The organism is Planctomycetota bacterium (assembly GCA_016125255.1).
Classification (GTDB): Bacteria; Planctomycetota; Phycisphaerae; order Phycisphaerales; family Zrk34; genus RI-421.
This window is the reverse complement of sequence record WGMD01000002.1, coordinates 669,502-688,397: the sequence shown is the minus strand read 5'-3', so window position 1 is coordinate 688,397 and position 18,896 is coordinate 669,502. Positions and strand designations below refer to the sequence as shown.

Annotated in this window: 18 protein-coding genes; 12 read left to right on the top strand and 6 right to left on the bottom strand. The window is 65.3% G+C overall.

Translation table 11 applies throughout. From position 1 onward, the window contains the following. Positions 1-22: 22 nt before the first annotated feature. Complete coding sequence (locus tag GC162_04050; GenBank protein MBI1367808.1) at positions 23-4,618, bottom strand: DUF4011 domain-containing protein; 4,596 nt, start codon at positions 4,616-4,618, stop codon at positions 23-25. Here GC162_04050 and pdxA point away from each other — a divergent pair. From pdxA to GC162_04010, 8 genes are all read left to right on the top strand, one after another. Beyond that, entirely contained in the window at positions 4,500-5,528 is a 1,029-nt protein-coding gene (gene pdxA, locus GC162_04045) for a 4-hydroxythreonine-4-phosphate dehydrogenase PdxA (GenBank protein ID MBI1367807.1), read from the top strand. The two genes, GC162_04050 and pdxA, sit on opposite strands and share 119 nt — an antisense overlap. A gap of 150 nt (positions 5,529-5,678) precedes the next feature. Then, on the top strand, positions 5,679-6,065 hold the full coding sequence (locus tag GC162_04040) for a metalloregulator ArsR/SmtB family transcription factor (protein ID MBI1367806.1): 387 nt from the start codon (positions 5,679-5,681) through the stop codon (positions 6,063-6,065). Next, entirely contained in the window at positions 5,974-6,513 is a 540-nt protein-coding gene (locus tag GC162_04035) for an SRPBCC domain-containing protein (GenBank protein MBI1367805.1), read from the top strand. The genes GC162_04040 and GC162_04035 overlap by 92 nt, the downstream gene beginning before the upstream one ends. Positions 6,514-6,704: 191 nt before the next feature. Further along, on the top strand, positions 6,705-7,172 hold the full coding sequence (locus GC162_04030) for a hypothetical protein (protein ID MBI1367804.1): 468 nt from the start codon (positions 6,705-6,707) through the stop codon (positions 7,170-7,172). After that, the gene (locus tag GC162_04025; protein MBI1367803.1) at positions 7,165-7,512 is read left to right on the top strand and encodes a hypothetical protein; all 348 of its coding nucleotides are present in this window, start codon (positions 7,165-7,167) and stop codon (positions 7,510-7,512) included. The genes GC162_04030 and GC162_04025 overlap by 8 nt, the downstream gene beginning before the upstream one ends. Positions 7,513-7,570: 58 nt before the next feature. Beyond that, a complete protein-coding gene (locus GC162_04020) occupies positions 7,571-7,786 on the top strand; it encodes a ribbon-helix-helix protein, CopG family (GenBank protein MBI1367802.1) in 216 nt (71 codons plus the stop codon). Then, positions 7,669-8,184: a putative toxin-antitoxin system toxin component, PIN family gene (locus tag GC162_04015; protein MBI1367801.1), complete on the top strand. Its 516-nt coding sequence runs from the start codon at positions 7,669-7,671 to the stop codon at positions 8,182-8,184. Before GC162_04020 ends, GC162_04015 begins: the two co-directional genes overlap by 118 nt. A gap of 822 nt (positions 8,185-9,006) precedes the next feature. Further along, positions 9,007-10,896 carry a hypothetical protein gene (locus GC162_04010; protein MBI1367800.1) on the top strand — a complete coding sequence of 630 codons (1,890 nt, stop codon included), beginning with the start codon at positions 9,007-9,009 and terminating at the stop codon, positions 10,894-10,896. Positions 10,897-10,906: 10 nt separating this feature from the next. Here GC162_04010 and GC162_04005 read toward each other — a convergent pair whose 3' ends face one another. Beyond that, the gene (locus tag GC162_04005; GenBank protein MBI1367799.1) at positions 10,907-11,974 is read right to left on the bottom strand and encodes a diguanylate cyclase; all 1,068 of its coding nucleotides are present in this window, start codon (positions 11,972-11,974) and stop codon (positions 10,907-10,909) included. After that, on the bottom strand, positions 11,971-13,656 hold the full coding sequence (locus tag GC162_04000) for a HAMP domain-containing protein (protein MBI1367798.1): 1,686 nt from the start codon (positions 13,654-13,656) through the stop codon (positions 11,971-11,973). The genes GC162_04005 and GC162_04000 overlap by 4 nt, the downstream gene beginning before the upstream one ends. 158 nt (positions 13,657-13,814) lie before the next feature. Here GC162_04000 and GC162_03995 point away from each other — a divergent pair, with 158 nt between their 5' ends. Further along, a complete protein-coding gene (locus GC162_03995) occupies positions 13,815-14,453 on the top strand; it encodes a hypothetical protein (protein MBI1367797.1) in 639 nt (212 codons plus the stop codon). Here GC162_03995 and GC162_03990 read toward each other — a convergent pair. The 3 genes from GC162_03990 to GC162_03980 form a co-directional block, all read right to left on the bottom strand. Next, positions 14,430-15,290 carry a hypothetical protein gene (locus tag GC162_03990; GenBank protein ID MBI1367796.1) on the bottom strand — a complete coding sequence of 287 codons (861 nt, stop codon included), beginning with the start codon at positions 15,288-15,290 and terminating at the stop codon, positions 14,430-14,432. The genes GC162_03995 and GC162_03990 overlap by 24 nt on opposite strands. Next, positions 15,272-15,832, bottom strand: coding sequence for a hypothetical protein (locus GC162_03985; GenBank protein MBI1367795.1), 561 nt, complete (start codon positions 15,830-15,832; stop codon positions 15,272-15,274). The genes GC162_03990 and GC162_03985 overlap by 19 nt, the downstream gene beginning before the upstream one ends. Before the next feature lie 348 nt (positions 15,833-16,180). Further along, the gene (locus tag GC162_03980) at positions 16,181-16,399 is read right to left on the bottom strand and encodes a hypothetical protein (GenBank protein MBI1367794.1); all 219 of its coding nucleotides are present in this window, start codon (positions 16,397-16,399) and stop codon (positions 16,181-16,183) included. 141 nt (positions 16,400-16,540) lie between these two features. Here GC162_03980 and GC162_03975 point away from each other — a divergent pair, with 141 nt between their 5' ends. From GC162_03975 to GC162_03965, 3 genes are all read left to right on the top strand, one after another. Further along, complete coding sequence (locus tag GC162_03975; GenBank protein MBI1367793.1) at positions 16,541-17,080, top strand: 4Fe-4S dicluster domain-containing protein; 540 nt, start codon at positions 16,541-16,543, stop codon at positions 17,078-17,080. Positions 17,081-17,301: 221 nt separating this feature from the next. Further along, on the top strand, positions 17,302-18,012 hold the full coding sequence (locus GC162_03970) for an SDR family NAD(P)-dependent oxidoreductase (GenBank protein MBI1367792.1): 711 nt from the start codon (positions 17,302-17,304) through the stop codon (positions 18,010-18,012). Positions 18,013-18,073: 61 nt separating this feature from the next. Next, entirely contained in the window at positions 18,074-18,838 is a 765-nt protein-coding gene (locus tag GC162_03965) for a metallophosphoesterase (protein ID MBI1367791.1), read from the top strand. Positions 18,839-18,896: the final 58 nt, after the last annotated feature.

The following is an 18,896-nucleotide window of genomic DNA, read 5'->3' as shown; positions in this document are numbered from 1 at the left end:
GCCCCCGTGCCTTCACGCGCGCTCAAGTCTCCGTGCGGATCACGCCGTTTTCCTCATCCTGCTGCGTGACGACCTGATGCGCCGCGCGGATGATCCGGTTCATCGTGCCCGTCGGATCGCGATACACCTGCGGGGTCCACACTCGATGCAGCGTCCAGCCCTGCGACTCGAGCACCATCGTGCGGAACGCCTCCCATTCGATCGGGTCCTCCGCCTTCTCGAAGCGCGTCAGGTCGCACAGCACGCCCAGCGTCCGGTCCTCCGCCCGCACCGGATGATGCAGCGCCATGTCCACGCAGAACCCGTCGTTGCCCCAGTGCACATCCGACCCGACGTTGTGCGCGCCCGCCAGATGATGCGCCGTCGCCGCCGCGAACTTCGAGGGGAACGCGCTGGACCGCACGAACACCTGCGCCTTCTCCGCCGTGCGCGCCGCTTCGAGAATCCGGAACTGCTGTTCGTACAACTCGGCGAGCCGCTCCGCGTAATGCAGATACGAAAAGAGCAGATACCCGCCCGTCGGCGCCTGCCCCGGCGGAATCGGCGGCAGGGCGCGGTAGATCTCCGCCGGGATGCTCGTCACCAGATGCACCTCATCGCGCGCCCGCGTGACGAGCACGTTGAGCCGCCGCCCCCCGCCGGCGCGGCCCAATGGGCCGAATCGCCGGTAAAATCGGCCCTTTTCGTCCGGGCCGTACGTCGTGCTGATGATCATGTGATCCCGCTCGTCGCCCTGCACGTTCTCCAGGTTCTTGACGAACAAGCCCTCGAACGAAGCCGTGCCGCGCCGCTGCCGCGCCTCCGCCAGCCGTCGCCCGAACTGGGCATCCTCCATCGCCGCCGCGTCGAGCGTCTCGACGATCAAGTCGCGCTGCGAAAGATTGAAGCACGCGATGCCGATCGACGGCGGACTCGCCCGCTTCAGTAGATCGCGCACGATCTGCACCACGCGCTGGGCCTCCGCCGGGTTTGTCCGATCCTTGTAGATGCCGCCGGCGGTGTAGAGCGTCAGCGGGGCGTAGCGCGTGCGGTTATTCGGATGCCCCGGAATCGGCTGCAACCGGCTGTGATAAAACTGATCGTTGCTGAACGCGATCAGATCGGAATTGCTCGAGCGGTAGTGCACGTCCAGATAGCACGACTGCACCTCCAGACTCAGCGCCGCCGTGAGCAGGTCCTCGATCTCGCCCGTCTGCGATTCGAAAAGCTGCTCCTCGTTTTCGATTTCCTCCGCTTCGGAGGCGACGACGGCGGACTCGAAAAACCGCGTGGGCGGAAGCTGCTTCGGGTCGCCGGCGATGACGACGCGCTTCGCCCGCGTCAGCACGGGTAGCGCTTCCTCCAATCGGCACTGCGAAGCTTCGTCGAACACGACGACATCGAACACCGGCGTGCGCCCGAACACCTGCGCGACCGTCTCGGGACTCGCCATCCACACGGGCCGCAGGTCCATGAGCGGATCGCCCCCCTCGACCGTCGCGCCCAGCGCGACGACCTGCCGCAGGCGCAGCGCATTGCGCCCGCGCATCGTCAGGCGGCGCTTCATGTCTGCGCCGACGCTGTTGAGCCGAGAGCCCGTCGACGCCAGCAGCCGCTCCTTCTGCACGCTCAGCCACCGATGCACGACCGCGTCGCGCACCAGCGTCTTCTTATGTTGATCGAGCTGGCGGTAGCGCGTGAAGCTCGCTTCGATGCGCTGGCCGTCGATGTTCTGCAGGTTCGCATCGCTCTTGAGCCGCCGGGCGATTTCGGCGGCAAACCCGGCTTTTCGCAACACCGCAAGCCCCGGCTCGACGCGCGAGCCGGCTGTAATCAGCGGCTTGACCAGATCGCGCATCGTCTGCGGCAGCGCCGCCAATCCGTCCCGCACGCGCAGCACGCCCTCCAGATGATCCAGCGACTCCGCCAGCGCCGCCACATCGTCGCCGATCGTCTGACCCGCCAGCACATGACCCCACGCCTTGTCCAACCACGCGACCGTGAACAGCTTCGTTCCGCGCAGCCGGGCGAACAGCGCCTCGAGCGCGGCCGCCCGCTTGGGCGACGCCTCCAGTCCGACCATCAGCGGCTCGACGGCCGGCGCCTCCGCCTGCGCCATCGCCTCGAAGATCGCCTTCGCGCATGACTTGAGCGCCGCTTCGCCGTCGACGCGCGTCAGCAGATCGAGCACGGCGGTGTGATCGATGATGCACCGCTCGAGCGTCGCGTCATCGAGCTGCGGCGAAACGGGCGTCTGATGCGTCAGCTCTGCATGCAGTGCGGTGAGCACCATGCGGGCGCGCACGCCTTGCAGGAACGTCTTGAGCCGCTCCGCTGATGCCGCATCGACGCTCAATCCGAACGGCCGCAGCGTCAGTCCCGCCGCCTTCTTCGCGCCCAAACACAGCAGCGCGTACCACTTGTCCGCGATGCTCAGATACGCATCGAGCGCGCCGATGTGCCGGGCCACGTCCGCAATGCTCAGCCGCATCTCGCGGGCGATCATCGCCAGTTCGCTCTCCAGCGGGGCCGCCAGGAAGGTTGTGACATGCGGCTGAGCATCGGCGAGTTTCTGCTTGGCGGTCAGCCGCGCGGCGGGCGTCGCCTCGGCCCAACCTTTGCGCGGCGCCGGCGGAATGTGCGACATCACTTTGCGCAACTCGGGCGCGATCGCCGCCCGCGCCGCCGCCTGCTCGCCGATCGGCGGCGCGACATCGAAGGGCAAACCTCCGGGGGTCGCATCCGCCGCGCGTGCCGCCGTCACGCAGTCGCTCATCGCCGCGCGCACGTCCGCCATCGGCCGTGCCAGAAAATCGCCCAGCGCGACGCCCGCACACTGTCGCCACGGATTCGTCGGATACCCGACCCGCCGCGCATGCTCGAGCACGGTCGTGACATCCGTGACGTGTGCTTCGACCATGTCGGGCGTGACCGCCGCCGCGGCTTCCGCCGGCAGCGTCACCGGCTCGTCGGGCGTGATCGACATCCACTGACCCATGAGCTGATGAAACCCCGCCGCGCCTTCGTGGCCCGGCTGCATGAGCGTGCGCCAGTGGGCGTGCAGTTCGCTGTGAATCTTCTGCAGCTCCTCATCGGTCTTCGCCAGCGCCCGCTCGGCGTTCGCATCGCTGCGCGCCTCGGCGAGATTCTCCAGTTGTTCGCGGATGCTCTTGTAAAGATCGTTCTGATCACGCCGCGGATCGTGCACCAGGGCGCACAAGCTGGCCAGGCCCAGATGTTCGAGTCGATTCGACACCACATCGAGCGCGGTGCGCTTGTCGCAGACGAACAGGACGCGCTGCCCGCGGGCGAGGTGGTCGCCGATGATGTTGGTGATGGTTTGCGATTTGCCGGTGCCGGGCGGGCCGTGCATGACCAGTCCGCGGCACTGGCGGGCGAGCGTGACGGCGCGGGCCTGACACGGGTCGGCCTGCGCGACGAGGCGCTCGTCGGCGAACACGCGCGGGCGTTTGGTCTGCGGCTCGTCGGGCGGGGCGTCGGCGTCAACGATCGGATGATCGAGACTCACGCCGACTTTGATGAAGCTTTCGACGGGCCCGCTCAGCGCGTCGCCGTCGAGCATCGCCTGCGTGTCGCGCATGAGACTTTCGTTGGCCAGCGGGAACAGGCCGATCACCGCACTGGGCAAAATCACCGCGGCGTCGTCGAGATCGTCCGTCCGGGGCGTGGCGCGAAGTTCGAGCGCCGACGGCGGATCGTCGACCTTGAACAGATCGGGCACATCGATCGACAGCGACCCGCAGACGTAACGGACAATGTGCGCGATCTCGCGCCACGGCTGCGTGCCTTCCTCATCGTCAAACAGTTCCGTCGGCGCCTTACCGGTTTGCCGTTCGAGCCACGCCAATAGCGCCGCATTGGGCACGACGCGGTCGATCTCGTCTTCCTTGCAGGCGAGCGTGACGCTCTGCGTCGCGCCGCCGGCGACGGTCAGGGCGACGGGGATGAAGGCGACGGGCGCGAGGATGCGCCTTCCGGCCGATCGGGCCGCGCCCGCGCCGACGCCCGGCGGCAGACTCAGAAGCGGAAACCCGATGTTGAGCACATACGCGCCGGTGTCGGATTCGTACGTGCTCGCTTCGTCAGCGACGATGCGCAGCTTGGTGAAGAGACCGGCCTGATCGAGCCACGCCTGTCGGGCCGCCTTCAGTTCTTCGGTCAGAGGTTGATCATCGTCGTCGGCGTCGAGCGCGCGCCTGGGCGGCGGTTTGACGTGGCCGGTGAGTTTGATGTGTCGCTCATCGCTGAGCATCGTCAGCAGGGCGCGCCCGCCGTCGACATCACCGAGGCGGCCGAGCTGATGAAGATCGACGCGCTGACGGCTGTGATGCGGACGGCAGTTGAGGGAGGGACTGTTGGCCAGGGCGCCGAACAGACGATCGAGCATCATGGAGAGGATGCGAGTTCCCGGTTCGGTCATGATGATACAGCGTAGGCGAAGACAGGAGCCCGCCGCAAGCGGCGTCGCTAAACGGGGGGTACGGCGGTAGGATGGACGCATGAGCGATGTACGTCCGACAATCGGGATCACGATGGGCGACCCGGCGGGGATCGGGGCGGAGGTCGTGGTTAAGGCGCTGGCGGATCCGGCGCTGCGGGCGGAGGCGCGCTTCGTCATTTACGGGATGAACGAATTGCTGGCGTACGCGGCGGACCTGGCGGAGATCAATCCGTACTGGTGGCGCGTGCAGCACGATCAGGCGCGGATCGGGCCGGACATGGTGCATGATGTGACCGTGCTCGATTACGACGAGTACACGCTGCTCGGCCCCAACACGCCGCAGGCGACGCGTCAGGGGGGCGAGGCGTCGATGTCGTTTTTGAATGACGCGATTGATGCGGCGCAGCGCCCGCCCGGCGATCCGGGGCGGCTCGATGCGATCGTGACCGGGCCGATCTGCAAGGAATCGTGGTTCCTGGCGGGGCATCGCAAGTATCCGGGCCACACCGAGCTTTTCGCCGCGCGGACGCAGAGCCGGCGGAGTGTGATGATGTTCTGCTCGCCGAAGCTCAATGTCGCGCTGGCGACGATTCACCTGCCGTTGATGGACATCCGCAACGTGCTGACGATCGGGCGCGTGTTCGATCCGATCGATCTGGGGCACGCGGCGCTGAAGGCGATGGGCGTCGAGGAGCCGGTCATCGGCGTGTGCGGCCTCAATCCGCACGCCGGCGAGCACGGGCTGTTCGGCGACGAGGAGGAACGCCTCATCGCGCCCGCCATCACCATGGCGCGCGAGCAGGGCATCGACGCCCGCGGACCGTTCCCCGCCGACACGCTTTTCATCGAAGCGTCGCGCCATCGCTACGACCTGATCGTCGCCATGTATCACGATCAGGGCCTCATCCCGCTCAAGATGCTCGCCTTCGACGAAGCGGTGAACGTCACGCTCGGCCTGCCCATCATCCGCACCAGCGTCGACCACGGCACGGCCTTCGACATCGTCGGACAAAACAAGGCCAGCGCCCGACCGATGGCGGCGGCGATCCGGCTGGCGATCGCGATGACGAAAATGCGGGCGAAGTAGTGCCTTGTCATCCGTGATATTTCATGTTTTCGTTCAGCCGCGACCCGCAGGTGAGCGTCATCTGTCATCGCGCTGGGGCCCATGTCGAAAAAAACCGGCCCCGCGCTTGACTTTGATTAACATATCGGTTAAATAAGTGATATGTTAAACATATCCGATCCACGACTCGACCGCACCTTCGCCGCCTTGGCCGATCCGACCCGGCGGGCGATTCTCTTGCGTTTGTCGGAGGGCGAAGCGGCGGCGGGGGAGTTGGCGGAGCCGTTTGCGATTTCCGCGCCGGCGGTGTCGCGGCATCTGCGCGTGCTCGAGGAAGCGGGGCTGATCGTGCGGCGGGTCGATGGGCAGCATCGGCGGATGCGGCTCGATCCGGCGGCCCTGCGCTCCGCGTCGGCGTGGCTGGACTTTTATCGAAAGTTCTGGTCCGAATCGCTGGACCAGTTGGATGAGCACCTCAAGTCGCTCGCGTCCCCCAAACCCACTTCCGAAAGGAAAACCCGTGTCCGTACCCGCAAACAGCACCGCCGGTCCAAGTGAGAACATCAGTCTTCGCATCACGCGTCTTTTCGACGCCCCGCCGCAGCGCGTCTTTGACGCCTGGCTCGACCTGGAGCAGTTCGCCAGATGGGTCGGCCCGCGCGATCATGTCGAATCGGTGACGCCCGTCGAGCACGATCCGCGCGTCGGCGGACGATACCGCGTCGAAGTGCATCAGCGCAACATCCCCGAAGCCGGCTGTTGCAAATTCATCGGCGGCGTCTATCGCGAAATCACCCGCTTCACCCGCCTCGTCTTCACATGGGGCTGGAACGATGATCCGACCGAAACGCTCATCACCGTGACGTTCCGGCCTGTCGGGCATCAGACCGAGATGACGCTCGTGCATGAGCGCTTCGACACGACCGATCGCCGCGACGGTCATCAGCACGGATGGGGCGGCTCGTTCGATCAGCTTGCCGCACTGTTGGCGTCGAACGACGAATAGTTTCAACGGTACTGTCGCCACCACCTGCCAAACCCCCCGCGGCCTATGCGGGGGGTTTTTTTGCGGTGTGTGCGTCGAACCATTTGATTCGCGCGGATGTACAAGAGAACGCGGGGCGCTGTCCCGCCGCTAAACGGACTGCGGATCGGTTACACTACGCGCGGTGATTCACCTGGATATGCGAGGCGCTGATGAAGCTGACCCAATACATCAGGGACAATCTGGCGTGGGTGATCGACGGCGAGGGGCAAAGCCGCGATGAACTTTTGCATGCATTGAGCGAGCGGGTGCATGCGGCTTCGTCGGGGATCGCGACGGAGACGCTGTACAAGGCGCTCCTGGAGCGCGAGGGCAAAGGGTCGACGGCCACGCCCGAGGGCGTCGCGCTGCCGCACGCCATGCTCGACGGCATCACGGAGAATTTCGTGGCGGTCGCACTGGTCAGAGGCGGCGTCGATTTCCAGTCGCCGCGCGTCAAGTCGGTCGACCTGGTGTTCATGCTCATCGGCCCGGCGAATCAGGCGTGGGAGCACATTCGCATTCTCGCCCGGCTCGCCCGCATCTGTCACGACCCGTCGGGACTGGCCCGGCTGCGTGACGCGGAAGACGGGGCGGATCTGTACGAGCGCCTCACGGCGGAGGACGGGCGGCATGTCTGACGAAGCCGTCAATCACAAGTTGTTCGTGATCATCCTCAATCAGCCGGACCTGCTGGACGAGATTCTCACGGGTTTTCTGGACGTGGGCGTGCAGGGGGCGACGGTGATCGAATCGCGCGGGATGGGCGAGATCATCCGCAGCGAGATGCCGGTCTTCGCCGGACTGGCCGGGATGTTCGGCGAGAGCACGGGCGGGCGCGTGATCATGAGCGTCATGCCCGAGGCGATGGTCGAGAAGGTGTTCAAGCTGGTGGAGGAAGTGGTCAAGCAGGTGGAGCAGCCGAACACGGCGATGTGCTTTTCGCTGCCGGTGGACGATTTCCGGGGGATTCGGCGGTGAGCGACGAGGTGCGGCGGCGTGGACCGATTCGGCGCGGCGGTCATAGAATGCGGTACTTATGAGCACGATCAATGTCCGACTTCCGGATGAACTCAAGCGTCAGCTTGAAGCGCTCAGCGCCCAGCAGCATCGGCCCACGGCGGACCTGGTGCGCGAATCGCTCCGACGCTACATCGCGGCGGAGCAGATGAAGTCGATCCGCAGGATGACGACGCCGCTGGCGGAGGCGCAGGGGTATCTGACGGACGAGGACATCTTCGGGGCGATCTCTTGAGGGTTGTGCTCGATACGAATGTTCTGTTGGCGGGATTCGCGACGCACGGGTTGTGCGCGGCGCTGGTGCTGCTGTGTCTGCGTGATCATCAGGTGGTGGTCTGCGATCACATTCTCAACGAATTGGCGACGCATTACCGCGACAAATTCAAGGCCACGCCGGAGCAGGTGGAGGCGGTGCTTTCGATGCTGCGGCTGCACACGGAGTCCGTCGTGCCGGCGGCCGTGCCATGGGAAGCGTTTGCGGATGCGGACGATTTGCCGGTGCTTGGCGCGGCGGTGGCGGGGAGCGCGGCTTGCATCGTCACGGGGGACAAGCAGCTCATTGAACTGGGCGCTTATCAGGGCGTGTCGATTCTTTCGCCGCGTGCTTTTTATGATCGCCTTCGCAGTGGATAACTTCTTGTATCCGGCGCGACGCGGCGGGGCGCCGGTGAGTTTGATGTGAGGCAGGGGACGCAGCCAGATGCGGATATTCATCGGACTGGTCATCTTGGTTTCGCTGGCGCTGTTCGCATCGAGCGAGCGGTTTTATGGTTTGCGTCGGACGCGGATCGGGGCGGCGCTGACGACGGGGGGGTGGCTGATGGTGGGGATCGGTTTCGCCATCGGGCCGCACGGGATGCGATTGATATTGCCGGAGCAGCTTCTGGCGGTCGCGCCGCTGATTTATTTTTGCCTGGGGTGGGTCGGCTTGATGGTCGGATTGCAGGCGCATCGCTCGCTGCCGCGGGTCGTGCCGGGGCGGGTGTTCGGGCTGGTGGTGCTTGATGCGGCGTTCAGTCTGCTCATCATCGCGGCGTCGGCGGAACTGGTCATGCTCAGCTTCGGCGTCGATGCGTGGACGGCGATGCCGATGGCGCTACTCATCGGGATTTTCGGCATGGGTTGGTCGCCGGAGGTCAAGAGCTTGCAGCGCGGGCTCGGCGATGCGGAGAAGGTCATGCCGGTCGTGCGCGCCGGCGCGGGGCTGGCGTCGATGCTCGCCCTGGTTCTGTACGGCGTGCTGTACACGGCGTTCGACTTCAACCCGTCGGCGGGCGAGGCGATGTGGTCGGCGAGCCGCATGTTCGGCGGCGTGGGCATGTCGGTGCTGATCGGGTTGGCGATGGGGCTGCTGGGCAAGGGCCTCATGACGATCGCGCAGCGCACGGAGGGCGAGTTCCTCGTCGTGCTGCTCGGACTGGTGAGCTTCACGGCCGGGGCCGCCACGACGCTCGGATGCTCGCCACTGCTGACGGCGGGGGTGACGGGGGCGGTGGTGGTGAATCTGCCGGGCAAGACGCTGGAGCGGTTTCAGCGGGTGATCGTCGATGCGGAGCAGCCGGTGGCGATGCTTTTGATGCTCGTGGCGGGCGTGCTGGCGGACGCGGCGATCGGGATCATGGGCGTCGCGCTGGTGCTCCTTGGTCTGATCGCGCGCGGCGGGGTGAAATGGATCGACCGCATGCATGTGCGTCGGTCGATGAATCTGACGCGGACGCCGCCGGGGATGATGTCGATCGCGCGGCAGAGTCCGTTGGCGTTGGCGCTGGCGGTCGGCTACCGCATGTCGCTTCAGGCCGAGGCGCCGGCGGCGCCGCTGGGCGGGGCGCAGCTTCTGATGATCGTGATCGTGATGGGGCTTGTCGCGGAGGCGATGGCGATCGTGCATCACGAATCGGTGCAGACGGCGGCGGCCAAGGAGAGCGAACCACGATGAAGGTCGCGCTGAGTCTGGTGCTGCTGACGGCGTTGGTGTTCGTGGCGCTGTCGCTGCGCGATGCGGAGGCGCCGCAGCGCATGGTGCTGGGGCTGTCGGTGGGGTATTTGATGCTCGGGGCGTGGCTGACGGGGCGGATGTTCGCGGCGGTGAAACTGCCGCGGGTCAGCGGATACCTGGTGTTCGGGTTGATCGTCGGACCTTCGTTCTGGCGGGTCGCGCTGGAGCCGATGCTCGGCGGGGTGCTGAGCCGGGGCATGCCGCTGATTTCGACGGAGCAGGTGGAGCGGATGCGGTTCATCAAGGACCTGGCGATTTCGCTCATCGCCATCACGGCCGGCGGGGAAATCCGCATCGACTGGCTGCGCGGGCGGATGCGGCGCATCGCGGCGCTGACGGCGGCGAATGTGCTGGGCGTGGCGATCGTGGTGTTCGCGGTGGTGCTCGGGGCGTCGAGCACGATGAACATTTTCGGCACGGCGGAGCCGATGACAAGGATGGAATGGATCATCGCCGCGGCGCTGGTGGGGCTCATCGCCTCGGGCAACAGTCCGTCGATGGCGATCGCGCTGATCAACGAGTGCCGGGCGGACGGCCCGCTGAGCCGGACCACGCTGGCGGTCACGGTCTGCAAGGACCTGTTGATCATCGTGCTGTTCGCCACGCTGGTCGCCGTCGGCAAGGGGCTGCTCGACGAGCAGGCGGCGATTTCGTCGGCGTTCCTGCTGGCGGTCGGGGCGCAGCTTGTCGGTTCGATCGCGCTGGGCGCGGTGATGGGATTGGCGATGGCGTGGTATGTGTCGGGCGTGAAGGCGCATCTGGTGATCTTCGTCATCGGGGCGTGCTTCATGATCGCGCTGCTCGGCGAGCAGGTGTTCACGCTGCCGGGCACGGGGCAGCACATTCACATGGAGCCATTGCTGATGGCGCTGGCGGCCGGGCTCGTCATGGAGAATTTCGCGCCCGAGCAGTCGGCGCCGCTCTTTGACACGATCGAACGCATGAGTCTGCCGGTCTACTGCCTGTTCTTCGCGGCGGCGGGGGCGCAGCTCGACCTGTCCGTGTTCACCACGCTCGTGTCCATCCTCGCCGTCGTCGGCCTCGTGCTCGTGCGCGGCGGAGCGATCTGGGCGATCGTCAGCGGAACCGGTCGGGCGATGAATCTCCAAGGCGCATGGCGAAGCAAATTATGGATGGCGCTGACGCCGCAGTCGGGCGTCACGCTCGCGCTGGCGGCGCTGTTGCTGCAGAGCTTCGAGCAAGAGCAATGGGCGCGGGGCCTGTTCAATCTGATGCTCGGACTGGTGGCGATTCACGCCCTCGTCGGCCCGGTGCTCTACCGCTACGCACTGGTGAGCACGGGCGAAGCCGGGGCCGCGGACGCCACCGACAATCCGGCGGGGCACTGAATCAATTGCATCAATGACGCATCGGCGACGGCGTCGGCGCATCGCTCGACGTATTCGACGGATCGCCGGGCAGCGGGCCGTCCTGATCGGGCCAGTCGTGGATGATGATGCGTGCTTTGCCCATCTGTTTCGCCCGGTACAGCGCCCCGTCGGCGAGGGCGACAAGCTGGTCGGCGCTGGCCGGATGGCTCAGCGACATGCACGCGATGCCGATCGACAGATCGCAATTCGTGTGTTGCGGGAACATGGCCCGGACGGAATCGACGAACTGCCGCTTGATGCGCCGGGCGACCTGCCGCGCGATCGAAGGATCGGTGTGCGGCAGAAGCAGCACGAACTCGTCCCCGCCGTAACGGCCGGCGATGTCGCATCGGCGGCAGTTGGCCTGAAGGATTTTGGCCATCGCCTGAAGCAGCCGGTCGCCCTGCTGGTGGCCGAGCGTGTCGTTGAGCTGCTTGAACCCGTCCAGGTCGATCATGATCCCCGCCAGATCCGTCCCGTACCGCTGCGACTCCGAGAAACTGCGCTCCAGCGTGATCTGGATGTGGCGGCGGTTGGCGAGATTGGTCAAAGGGTCGGTCGACGCCTGATCCTCGAGCTTGTGCACCGCCTCTTCGAGCTGCTGGTTCTTGATGCGCAGCTCTTCGAGCGTCTGCTCCAGTTCGGTATGGAGCTGAAGGTTCTGGGCCTTGATCTGATACACCGCCAGATTCTTCTCGACGATCAGCGGAATCGTGAACAGGTAGTCGCCCGCCTTGACGACGTAGTCGAACGCGCCCTTCTGGATCGCGCGCGTGGCGAGCTCCAGGTCCGACTCGCTGGTGACCATCACGATGGGCAGGTCGCGGCGGCGGGCGAGCAGTTGATCGATCAGGTCCAGCCCGTGCCCGTCGGGCAGATTCATGTCCGAAAGCACCAGGTCGATCGCGCTCAAGTCCATCGCCATTGCCTCCGCCACCGTCGGCGCGTGTACGAGCTGATCGACGTTGAAGTGATCGGCGAGCGTCTCGCGGACCAGCTCGGCGGTGTCCATGTCGTCTTCGACGAGCAGAATGTGCGGCGAAAGGTGTTCGGTCATGAGGCGGCTTCCTGGGGCTGCATGACGGGCCGGGCGGCGCCGCGCACGGCGGCGCGATAGTGCTGCGGGTCGATCGTGAAGTAGAACGTCGAGCCGTGCGGCGGCTCGCTCGCCACCCAGATGCGCCCGCCGTAGCGTTCGATGATCGTCTTGACGGTGGCCAGACCGACCCCTCGGCCGGGGGCGTCGTTGTGCCCGGAATAGCGGGCGCGACGGAACAGAACGAAGATCGCCTGCTGATCCGCCGGGGCGATGCCCATGCCCGTGTCCCGCACATACATCGCCTCGACGCCGTTGACCTTCTCCACGCCCACGCTGATGCGCTTGAGCGGTTGGTCGGCGGGCATGTACTTGATGGCGTTGTCGATGAGATTCTGGAACACCTGCCGCATCCGGTTGCGCTCCGCGTGCAGCACCGGCAGGGGGGTGTCGATCACGAATTCGATCTTGCGCTCCTCCAGATCGAAACTCAGCCCGCCGGCGATCGACTGCACCAGCTCGGCGAGGTCCACGTTCTGACGCCGGCCGTTGCGCGTCTTGATGCGGCTCAATTCAAGCAGGTCGGCGATGAGATCGTTTTCCGTCTTGATGTTCGCGCTGATGCGCTCGAGCTTGGAGAGGACTTCCTCCTCCATCTGCGCCCGGTGCTTGAGCATGAGCATGCTGGTGAGCCCGGCGATGTTGCGAAGGGGGGCGCCCAGGTCGTGGCTGATCGCGCGGATGAACTGGTCCTTTTCGACCATCTCCTGCTCGAGCTGCGCCTTGGCGTGCTCAAGCTGCCCGGTGCGCTCGGTGACTTTCTGCTCCAGATGCTCGTTGGCGTCGACGAGGGCCTGGCGGATATTGGCGAGATTGCGCGCCATCGTGTTGAACGATCGGGCGAGCATGCCAATTTCGTCATCGCGCTTGATTTCCAGCGGCTCGAACGTGCCGTCGGCCCCGAGCCGCATCGTCGCCGCCAGCATCCGCCGCAGCGGCCGGGTCAACCCCCGCACGAGCCAGACGACCAGCGGCATCGACAGCAGACTGATCACCGCCATGATCAGCAGCGTCGCGTCACGCATGTCATTGACCAGCTCGTCCTGCTGCGGATCGACCAGGCCCAGCTCCAGGCATCCGATGATCGAACCCTGATACGTGGTTGCGCCGGGAACCGTGGGCGCGACGGCGGCCTGCTGACGGATGAGCTGGCGTCGAACGACCATCTCGTCGCCGTTGTTGTACGCGAGGCGGATCGACCGGTTGAGCGTCAACGGACTGAGCCGCTCCTGCGGCGTGAGCTGCTGCTGATAACCGTGCCACGCCAGCGGCTCGTTGTAACGCTGATCGATCATGCGCCCCTGCGAATCCCAGATCACCATGAACGCGATGCGCTTGTCCTGTATGACCTGATCCAGCGCGACGCTCAGATCGCGCGTGCGGCCGGCTTCGACGTAGCCCTCGATGAGGTGGCTGGCCGTCTGCGCCAGCACGGCCGAGTCGCGCATCAGATTCTGCTCGAACGCCTCGGCGGCGCGCGCGTGCGTCAGATAACCGCACAGACACGTCGGAATCGTCACCATCGCCATCATCGCCAGCAGCACGCGCGTCTGAACGGACCGCCGCGGACTCGGCAATGAAGGTGTATTGGAAAGCTCTTTCTCTTCCTCGCGCAAGGGGCGCATATCTTCTCCAGCATGCATGAGGCGACGACAAGATGAAAATCGGCACGATCACCACGCCGATTGAGTGAAATCCCTGATCGAAGATGCACCCGATCGCGCCGCGTCGCCGGATCGGCCCGATTATCGGCCCCGTGCGCTGGCGGGCCGGGAGGGCAGGCGATAAACTGGCCCGGCATATGGGTAAAACCTTCCTGATCATCGTCGCCCTCGCCTTGCTGACGCTTTCGCTGGGCGGCTGCGCCCCCAAGGCCGTCGACGTCGACAATCCCATCGACATCGCCGTGCCCGAGTACGACCGCGTGTTCGATGCCGCGATTCTGGTCCTGCGCGAGCGGCGGTACGTGGTGGATCGCAAGGATCGACGCTTCGGCATCGTGACGACGGAGCCGCAGATTTCCGCAAGCGTGTTCGAGCCCTGGCGGAGCGACAACCTCGGCAACGACGAGACGGTCGAATCGACCCTCAACTTTCAGCGTCACATCGTCCGCGTCTCCGTCGCCCCCGCCGCCCCCGAAGGCGCCGCCCCGAATCCCAACGCGCCCAAGGATTACCAACTGCACGTCATCGTCGACATTCAGCGCCGCTACCATCCGCCGCGCCAGCTTGTCACCTCGGCGATGGGCGTCGTCTCCGTCCGCTCCGCCGACTCACGCCATCGCGCGACCTACACCGAGCGCGGCCTCGAAGAAAGCTACTGGGCCACCGTCGGACGCGACGAACTGCTCGAACAGCAGCTCGTCGCCGCCATCCTCCGACGCTCCGTCCAGCTTGATCAGCCGCTCCCGGTGGCGTCAGCGCCCCAGCACGTCAAGTGATGCATTTCCCGGCGGGATGACGCGGGCTTCGACGGCTTTGCGGTGGAGCATGTCCAGCGCCTTATGCCCCGTCTCGCCCAGATCGCGCGTCCATTGATTCACATACAGGTCCACATGCGCGAAGAGCACCTCATCGGTCTGCTCCTGCGCATGGCGGCGCATCGTCGGCAGGGTTTCATCGCGGTGGGCCAATCCATATTCGACCGAGTCGCGAACGACGCCGGCGAGTTTGCGGAGCGTGTCGTCGCCGAGGCGGCGGCGGGCGAGGATGCCGCCCAGCGGCAGCGGCGAGTGCGTCGCCGATTCCCACACGCTGCCCAGGTCCTCGACCCGATGCAGCTTCTGCTCCCGCCAGGTGAATCGGCCCTCGTGAATGCACACGCCGAAGTCGGCTTCTTCTCGCTGCAGCGCCGGCATGATGTCGCTGAACACGACCTGCCGCACAACGCCCTGCTGCGGGTGGAACAATTTGTAGAGGAGCGTGGCGGTCGTGTGCTCGCCGGGGCACAACACGCGGGCGCCCGGCAGGTCGGCGGGGCGGATGCCCGGCTGAGCCGCCAGAAGCAGCGGCCCCACGCCGAACCCCAGCGCCGAACCGGCCGGCAGCACGCCCATCTGATCGCTCAGCAAAAGCGCCGCATGAAAGCTCGCCTTCGCCGCGTCAAAGTCACCGGCGAACAGTCGCGTGTTGAGTTCCTGCACGTCCATCAGCTCGATGCGGAACGAAAGCCCGCGCGTGTCGATGCGATCGGTGAGCAGCGCATGAAAGGCGAACGTGTCGTTCGGACAGGTCGAAATGCCCAGATGGATCGGCGTCGTCATGGTGCCGTCTCCCATGTCGCCGCAAGCGCCGCCGGCAGAACCGCGCCGACCGCCCGCATCGCCTCGTCGATGCGCCACTGCCGGGCATCGCGCTGATGGACCGCATTGGAAATCCCGCGCACGATCGCAAGCGGAACACGGGCCATCGCGCACGCCATCGCCGCGCCGAACCCTTCCATGTCCTCCGCCGCCGCGCCGTGCCCGTCCGCCCCGACGCGCCAGACGGTTTGCAGCGCCCCGGCGCATCGCACGCCCGCCGGCCGCGCCAGCGGTAATGCATCGGTGATGTTCTCCCACTGCGGCATGACGCCCCCGCCGACGGGGTCGATGTGGACGCCGTCGAAGCACACCGCCTGTCCGACCGGCAGGGCGGCGGGGTCATAGGTCCCCGCGATCCCGACCAGCAGCACGCGCTGGTACGCGCCATCGGCCAGCAGTCCCGCCGTCCGCGCCGCCGCCGCAATCGGCCCGAACCCGCACAGATGAACCTCCGCGCGGTCTGTTGACAGGGCCTTGCGTTCCAACTCGGTGGGAATGAGGATCAGCGTGGGCGACATGCATGCAGTTTAGAGCATGTGGTGCGGGGATGAAACGACGGGCTGTCGCGACCACGGGTCATTGGATGAGTCGTTTGTAGATGCCGGTCGGCTCCCGTCGAAGATCGAGCACGGCATGAACGGTTACGGTGTCGCCATTGAGCGTGTAATAGATTCCAAATGGAAAGCGGCGCGCGAGTATTCGATGTTTGCCGTGCGCCATCAGGTTTTGCCCGGCGAATGTGTGAAGGGAGTCGATGTCGGCGATGATGGCTTCGATGAATGCATCGCCGAGACCGGCACGCTGTCGTTCTTAGAACCGCGCACCGGCGACAATGTCCTGCTCGGCGGCGTCGAGGATCAGAATGTTCATTTGGATCGGGTCTGCCGGAGCCGCCGTCTGGCGTCTTCCCAGTCGCTCAGTTTCGCATCGCCGCGGTCGATTTGCGATTGGCGTTCGCGGAGCACACCGGCGTGCCATTCGGGGGAGTCGACGGTCGCCGGATCGCGCGACAGGTCCGCCCACAGCGCCTCCATCAGGTCCAGCTTCTGTTCAACGGACATGTGGTGCAGGGCAGCGGAATCCATGCCGTATGATAGCGCCGGGCGGGAAGGGGACAATGCCGCGATGGCATCGACCGGGTCAGTTCCACGTCGGCATCCGTGGCCGGCCCTTGACGCATCCGGGGCGGGGGACAACAATGATGCTTTACCGAAAGAGCTCCGCCCATGCGCGATACTGATTTCTATGTCGTTGAAATGCCCAGGATGGGGCGTCTGGAATCGACCTATCTGCCGGAGGTGTTCAAGGGTCTGGGGACGACCTTTCGGCACATCGTCGGTTCGATGGGCCGGGGGCCCAAGGCCAAGACGTTCTACTACCCGGAGGAGCGCCGGGAGCAGATGCCGGTGCTCGAGGGCGGGCTCAATCGCGGGAACTACCGCGGGGTGCATCGGCTCAATCGCGATGAGCAGGGGCGGGTCAAGTGCGTCGCCTGTTTCATGTGCGCCACCGCCTGCCCCGCCGAGTGCATTCACATCGTCGGCGAGGAATCGCCCTGGGACGACCGCGAGAAATATCCCAAGCGCTTCGACATTGATGAGCTGCGGTGCATCTACTGCGGCATGTGCGAGGAAGCGTGCCCGGTGGACGCCATCGAATTGACGCCCGAGTACGACATTGTGGGCCTGACGCGTCAGGAGATGATTTTCGATAAGTCAAAGCTGCTCGGGGTTTACGACCGCACGATCGCGGATAAGCCCATGTGAGGCGGCCCAAAATTATTGGGCGGCGCGTCCGCAATCCGCTTGATATTTCCCGAGCCGTTGCTATATTGAGTTTGTGTTTAATGAGTGAACGTACCAGTTCGCGTTGTTTCCAGGGTGGTGACAAACGGTTACTGCGAAGATCGAAAAGTAGTTCAACTTAGCCCTCTCTCTTCCCACCAGCACCGTGTCGTTTCGACGCACGGTGCTGTTTATTTCGGAGCATGGCGATGGCGGACGCAGCGATGAAGACGGCGATCGTGACGGGGGCGGGCAGCGGCATCGGACGCGCGACGGCGTGTCAGCTCGCCGCGGCGGGGTGGTCGCTGGTGCTCGTCGGCCGCAATGAGACGAAGCTCACAGGCACGGCGGACCTCGTCGGCGATGCGCCCACGCTGATTTATCCGGCTGACGTGACGGAGCCGGGGGCGTGCGAGGGGGCGGTGCAGGCGGCGATGGAGCGGTATGAGCGGGTCGATGCGCTGGTCAACGCGGCGGGCTATGCGGCGCTGGCGTCGATCAGCGAGACGGATCCGGCTTTGTGGCGACAAACGATCGACGCGAATCTCTCGTCGGTGATGTACCTGACGCGCGCGGCGTGGGGCCCGCTCGGTCGGCGGGGCGGGATCGTCGTGAACCTCTCCTCCATGGCGTCGATCGATCCCTTCCCGGGCTTCGCGGCGTACGCTGCGGCGAAGATCGGCGTGAACATGTTCACATTGGTGACTGCTCGCGAGGGCGAGTCAAGGGGCATCCGGGCGGTGGCGATCGCCCCGGGGGCGGTGGAGACGCCGATGCTCCGGTCGTTATTCGATGAGGCGACGATCGCGCCCGAGCAGTGCATTTCGCCCGATCGCGTGGCCGACCTGATCGTCGGGTGCATCACGAACCGCAAGAATTTCGACAATGGGTCAGTGATTCCGATCTCGGCTTGACGCTCTGGGGCGGGGCTTCTTACGATGGTGCCCCGAGCAAAGGTCCTCACGGAGACGCATCATCAGCTATCCCACCGCCATCATCTCCGACATCCACGCCAATCTCGAAGCCCTGCGCGTCGTTCTGGCGGACATCGAAAAACGCAAGGTCAAGCGCATCGTGTGCCTGGGCGACATCGTCGGCTACGGGCCCAACCCCCGCGAGTGCCTCGATCTGGTCATTGAGCGCTGCGACTGGGCGCTGATGGGCAATCACGATTACGCGGTGCTCTACGAGCCGACGAATTTCAACGTCGGGGCCGAGACGGCCAGCTTCTGGACCCGGCGGCAGTTCGAACTCGAGCCGGACAAGGCCAAGCGGGCCATGCGATGGAACTATCTCGGCGGGCTGACGATCCGCCAGACGCTTGCCGACGGCGTCATCAGCGTGCACGGCTCGCCCCGCCGGCCCATCAACGAGTACATCTTCGCCGACGACGTGGCCACCGCTCCGACAAAAATGCAGCAGATTTTCGACCGCCTCGAACGCGGATGCTTCGTCGGGCATACCCATGTCCAGGGCGTCTTCACCGATGAACCCGACTTCTACAATCCGACCGAACTGAAGGGCCAGTACAGCTTCCGCGAAGAAGAAAAATTCATCATCAACGTCGGCTCCGTCGGACAGCCCCGCGACCGCGATCCCCGCAGCGGCTACACGCTCTTTTTTGAAGATCACGTCGAATTCGTCCGCCTCGAATATGACATCAAGTCCGTGATCGCCAAGGTCGAGAAAATCCCCGACCTTAACGACTTCTTCGGCCAGCGACTCCTCGAAGGCAGGTAACGGGGGGAACTCGAAAACCGAAGGATGGCCCATCCCTTCGAGTTTCGGTTTTCGAGTT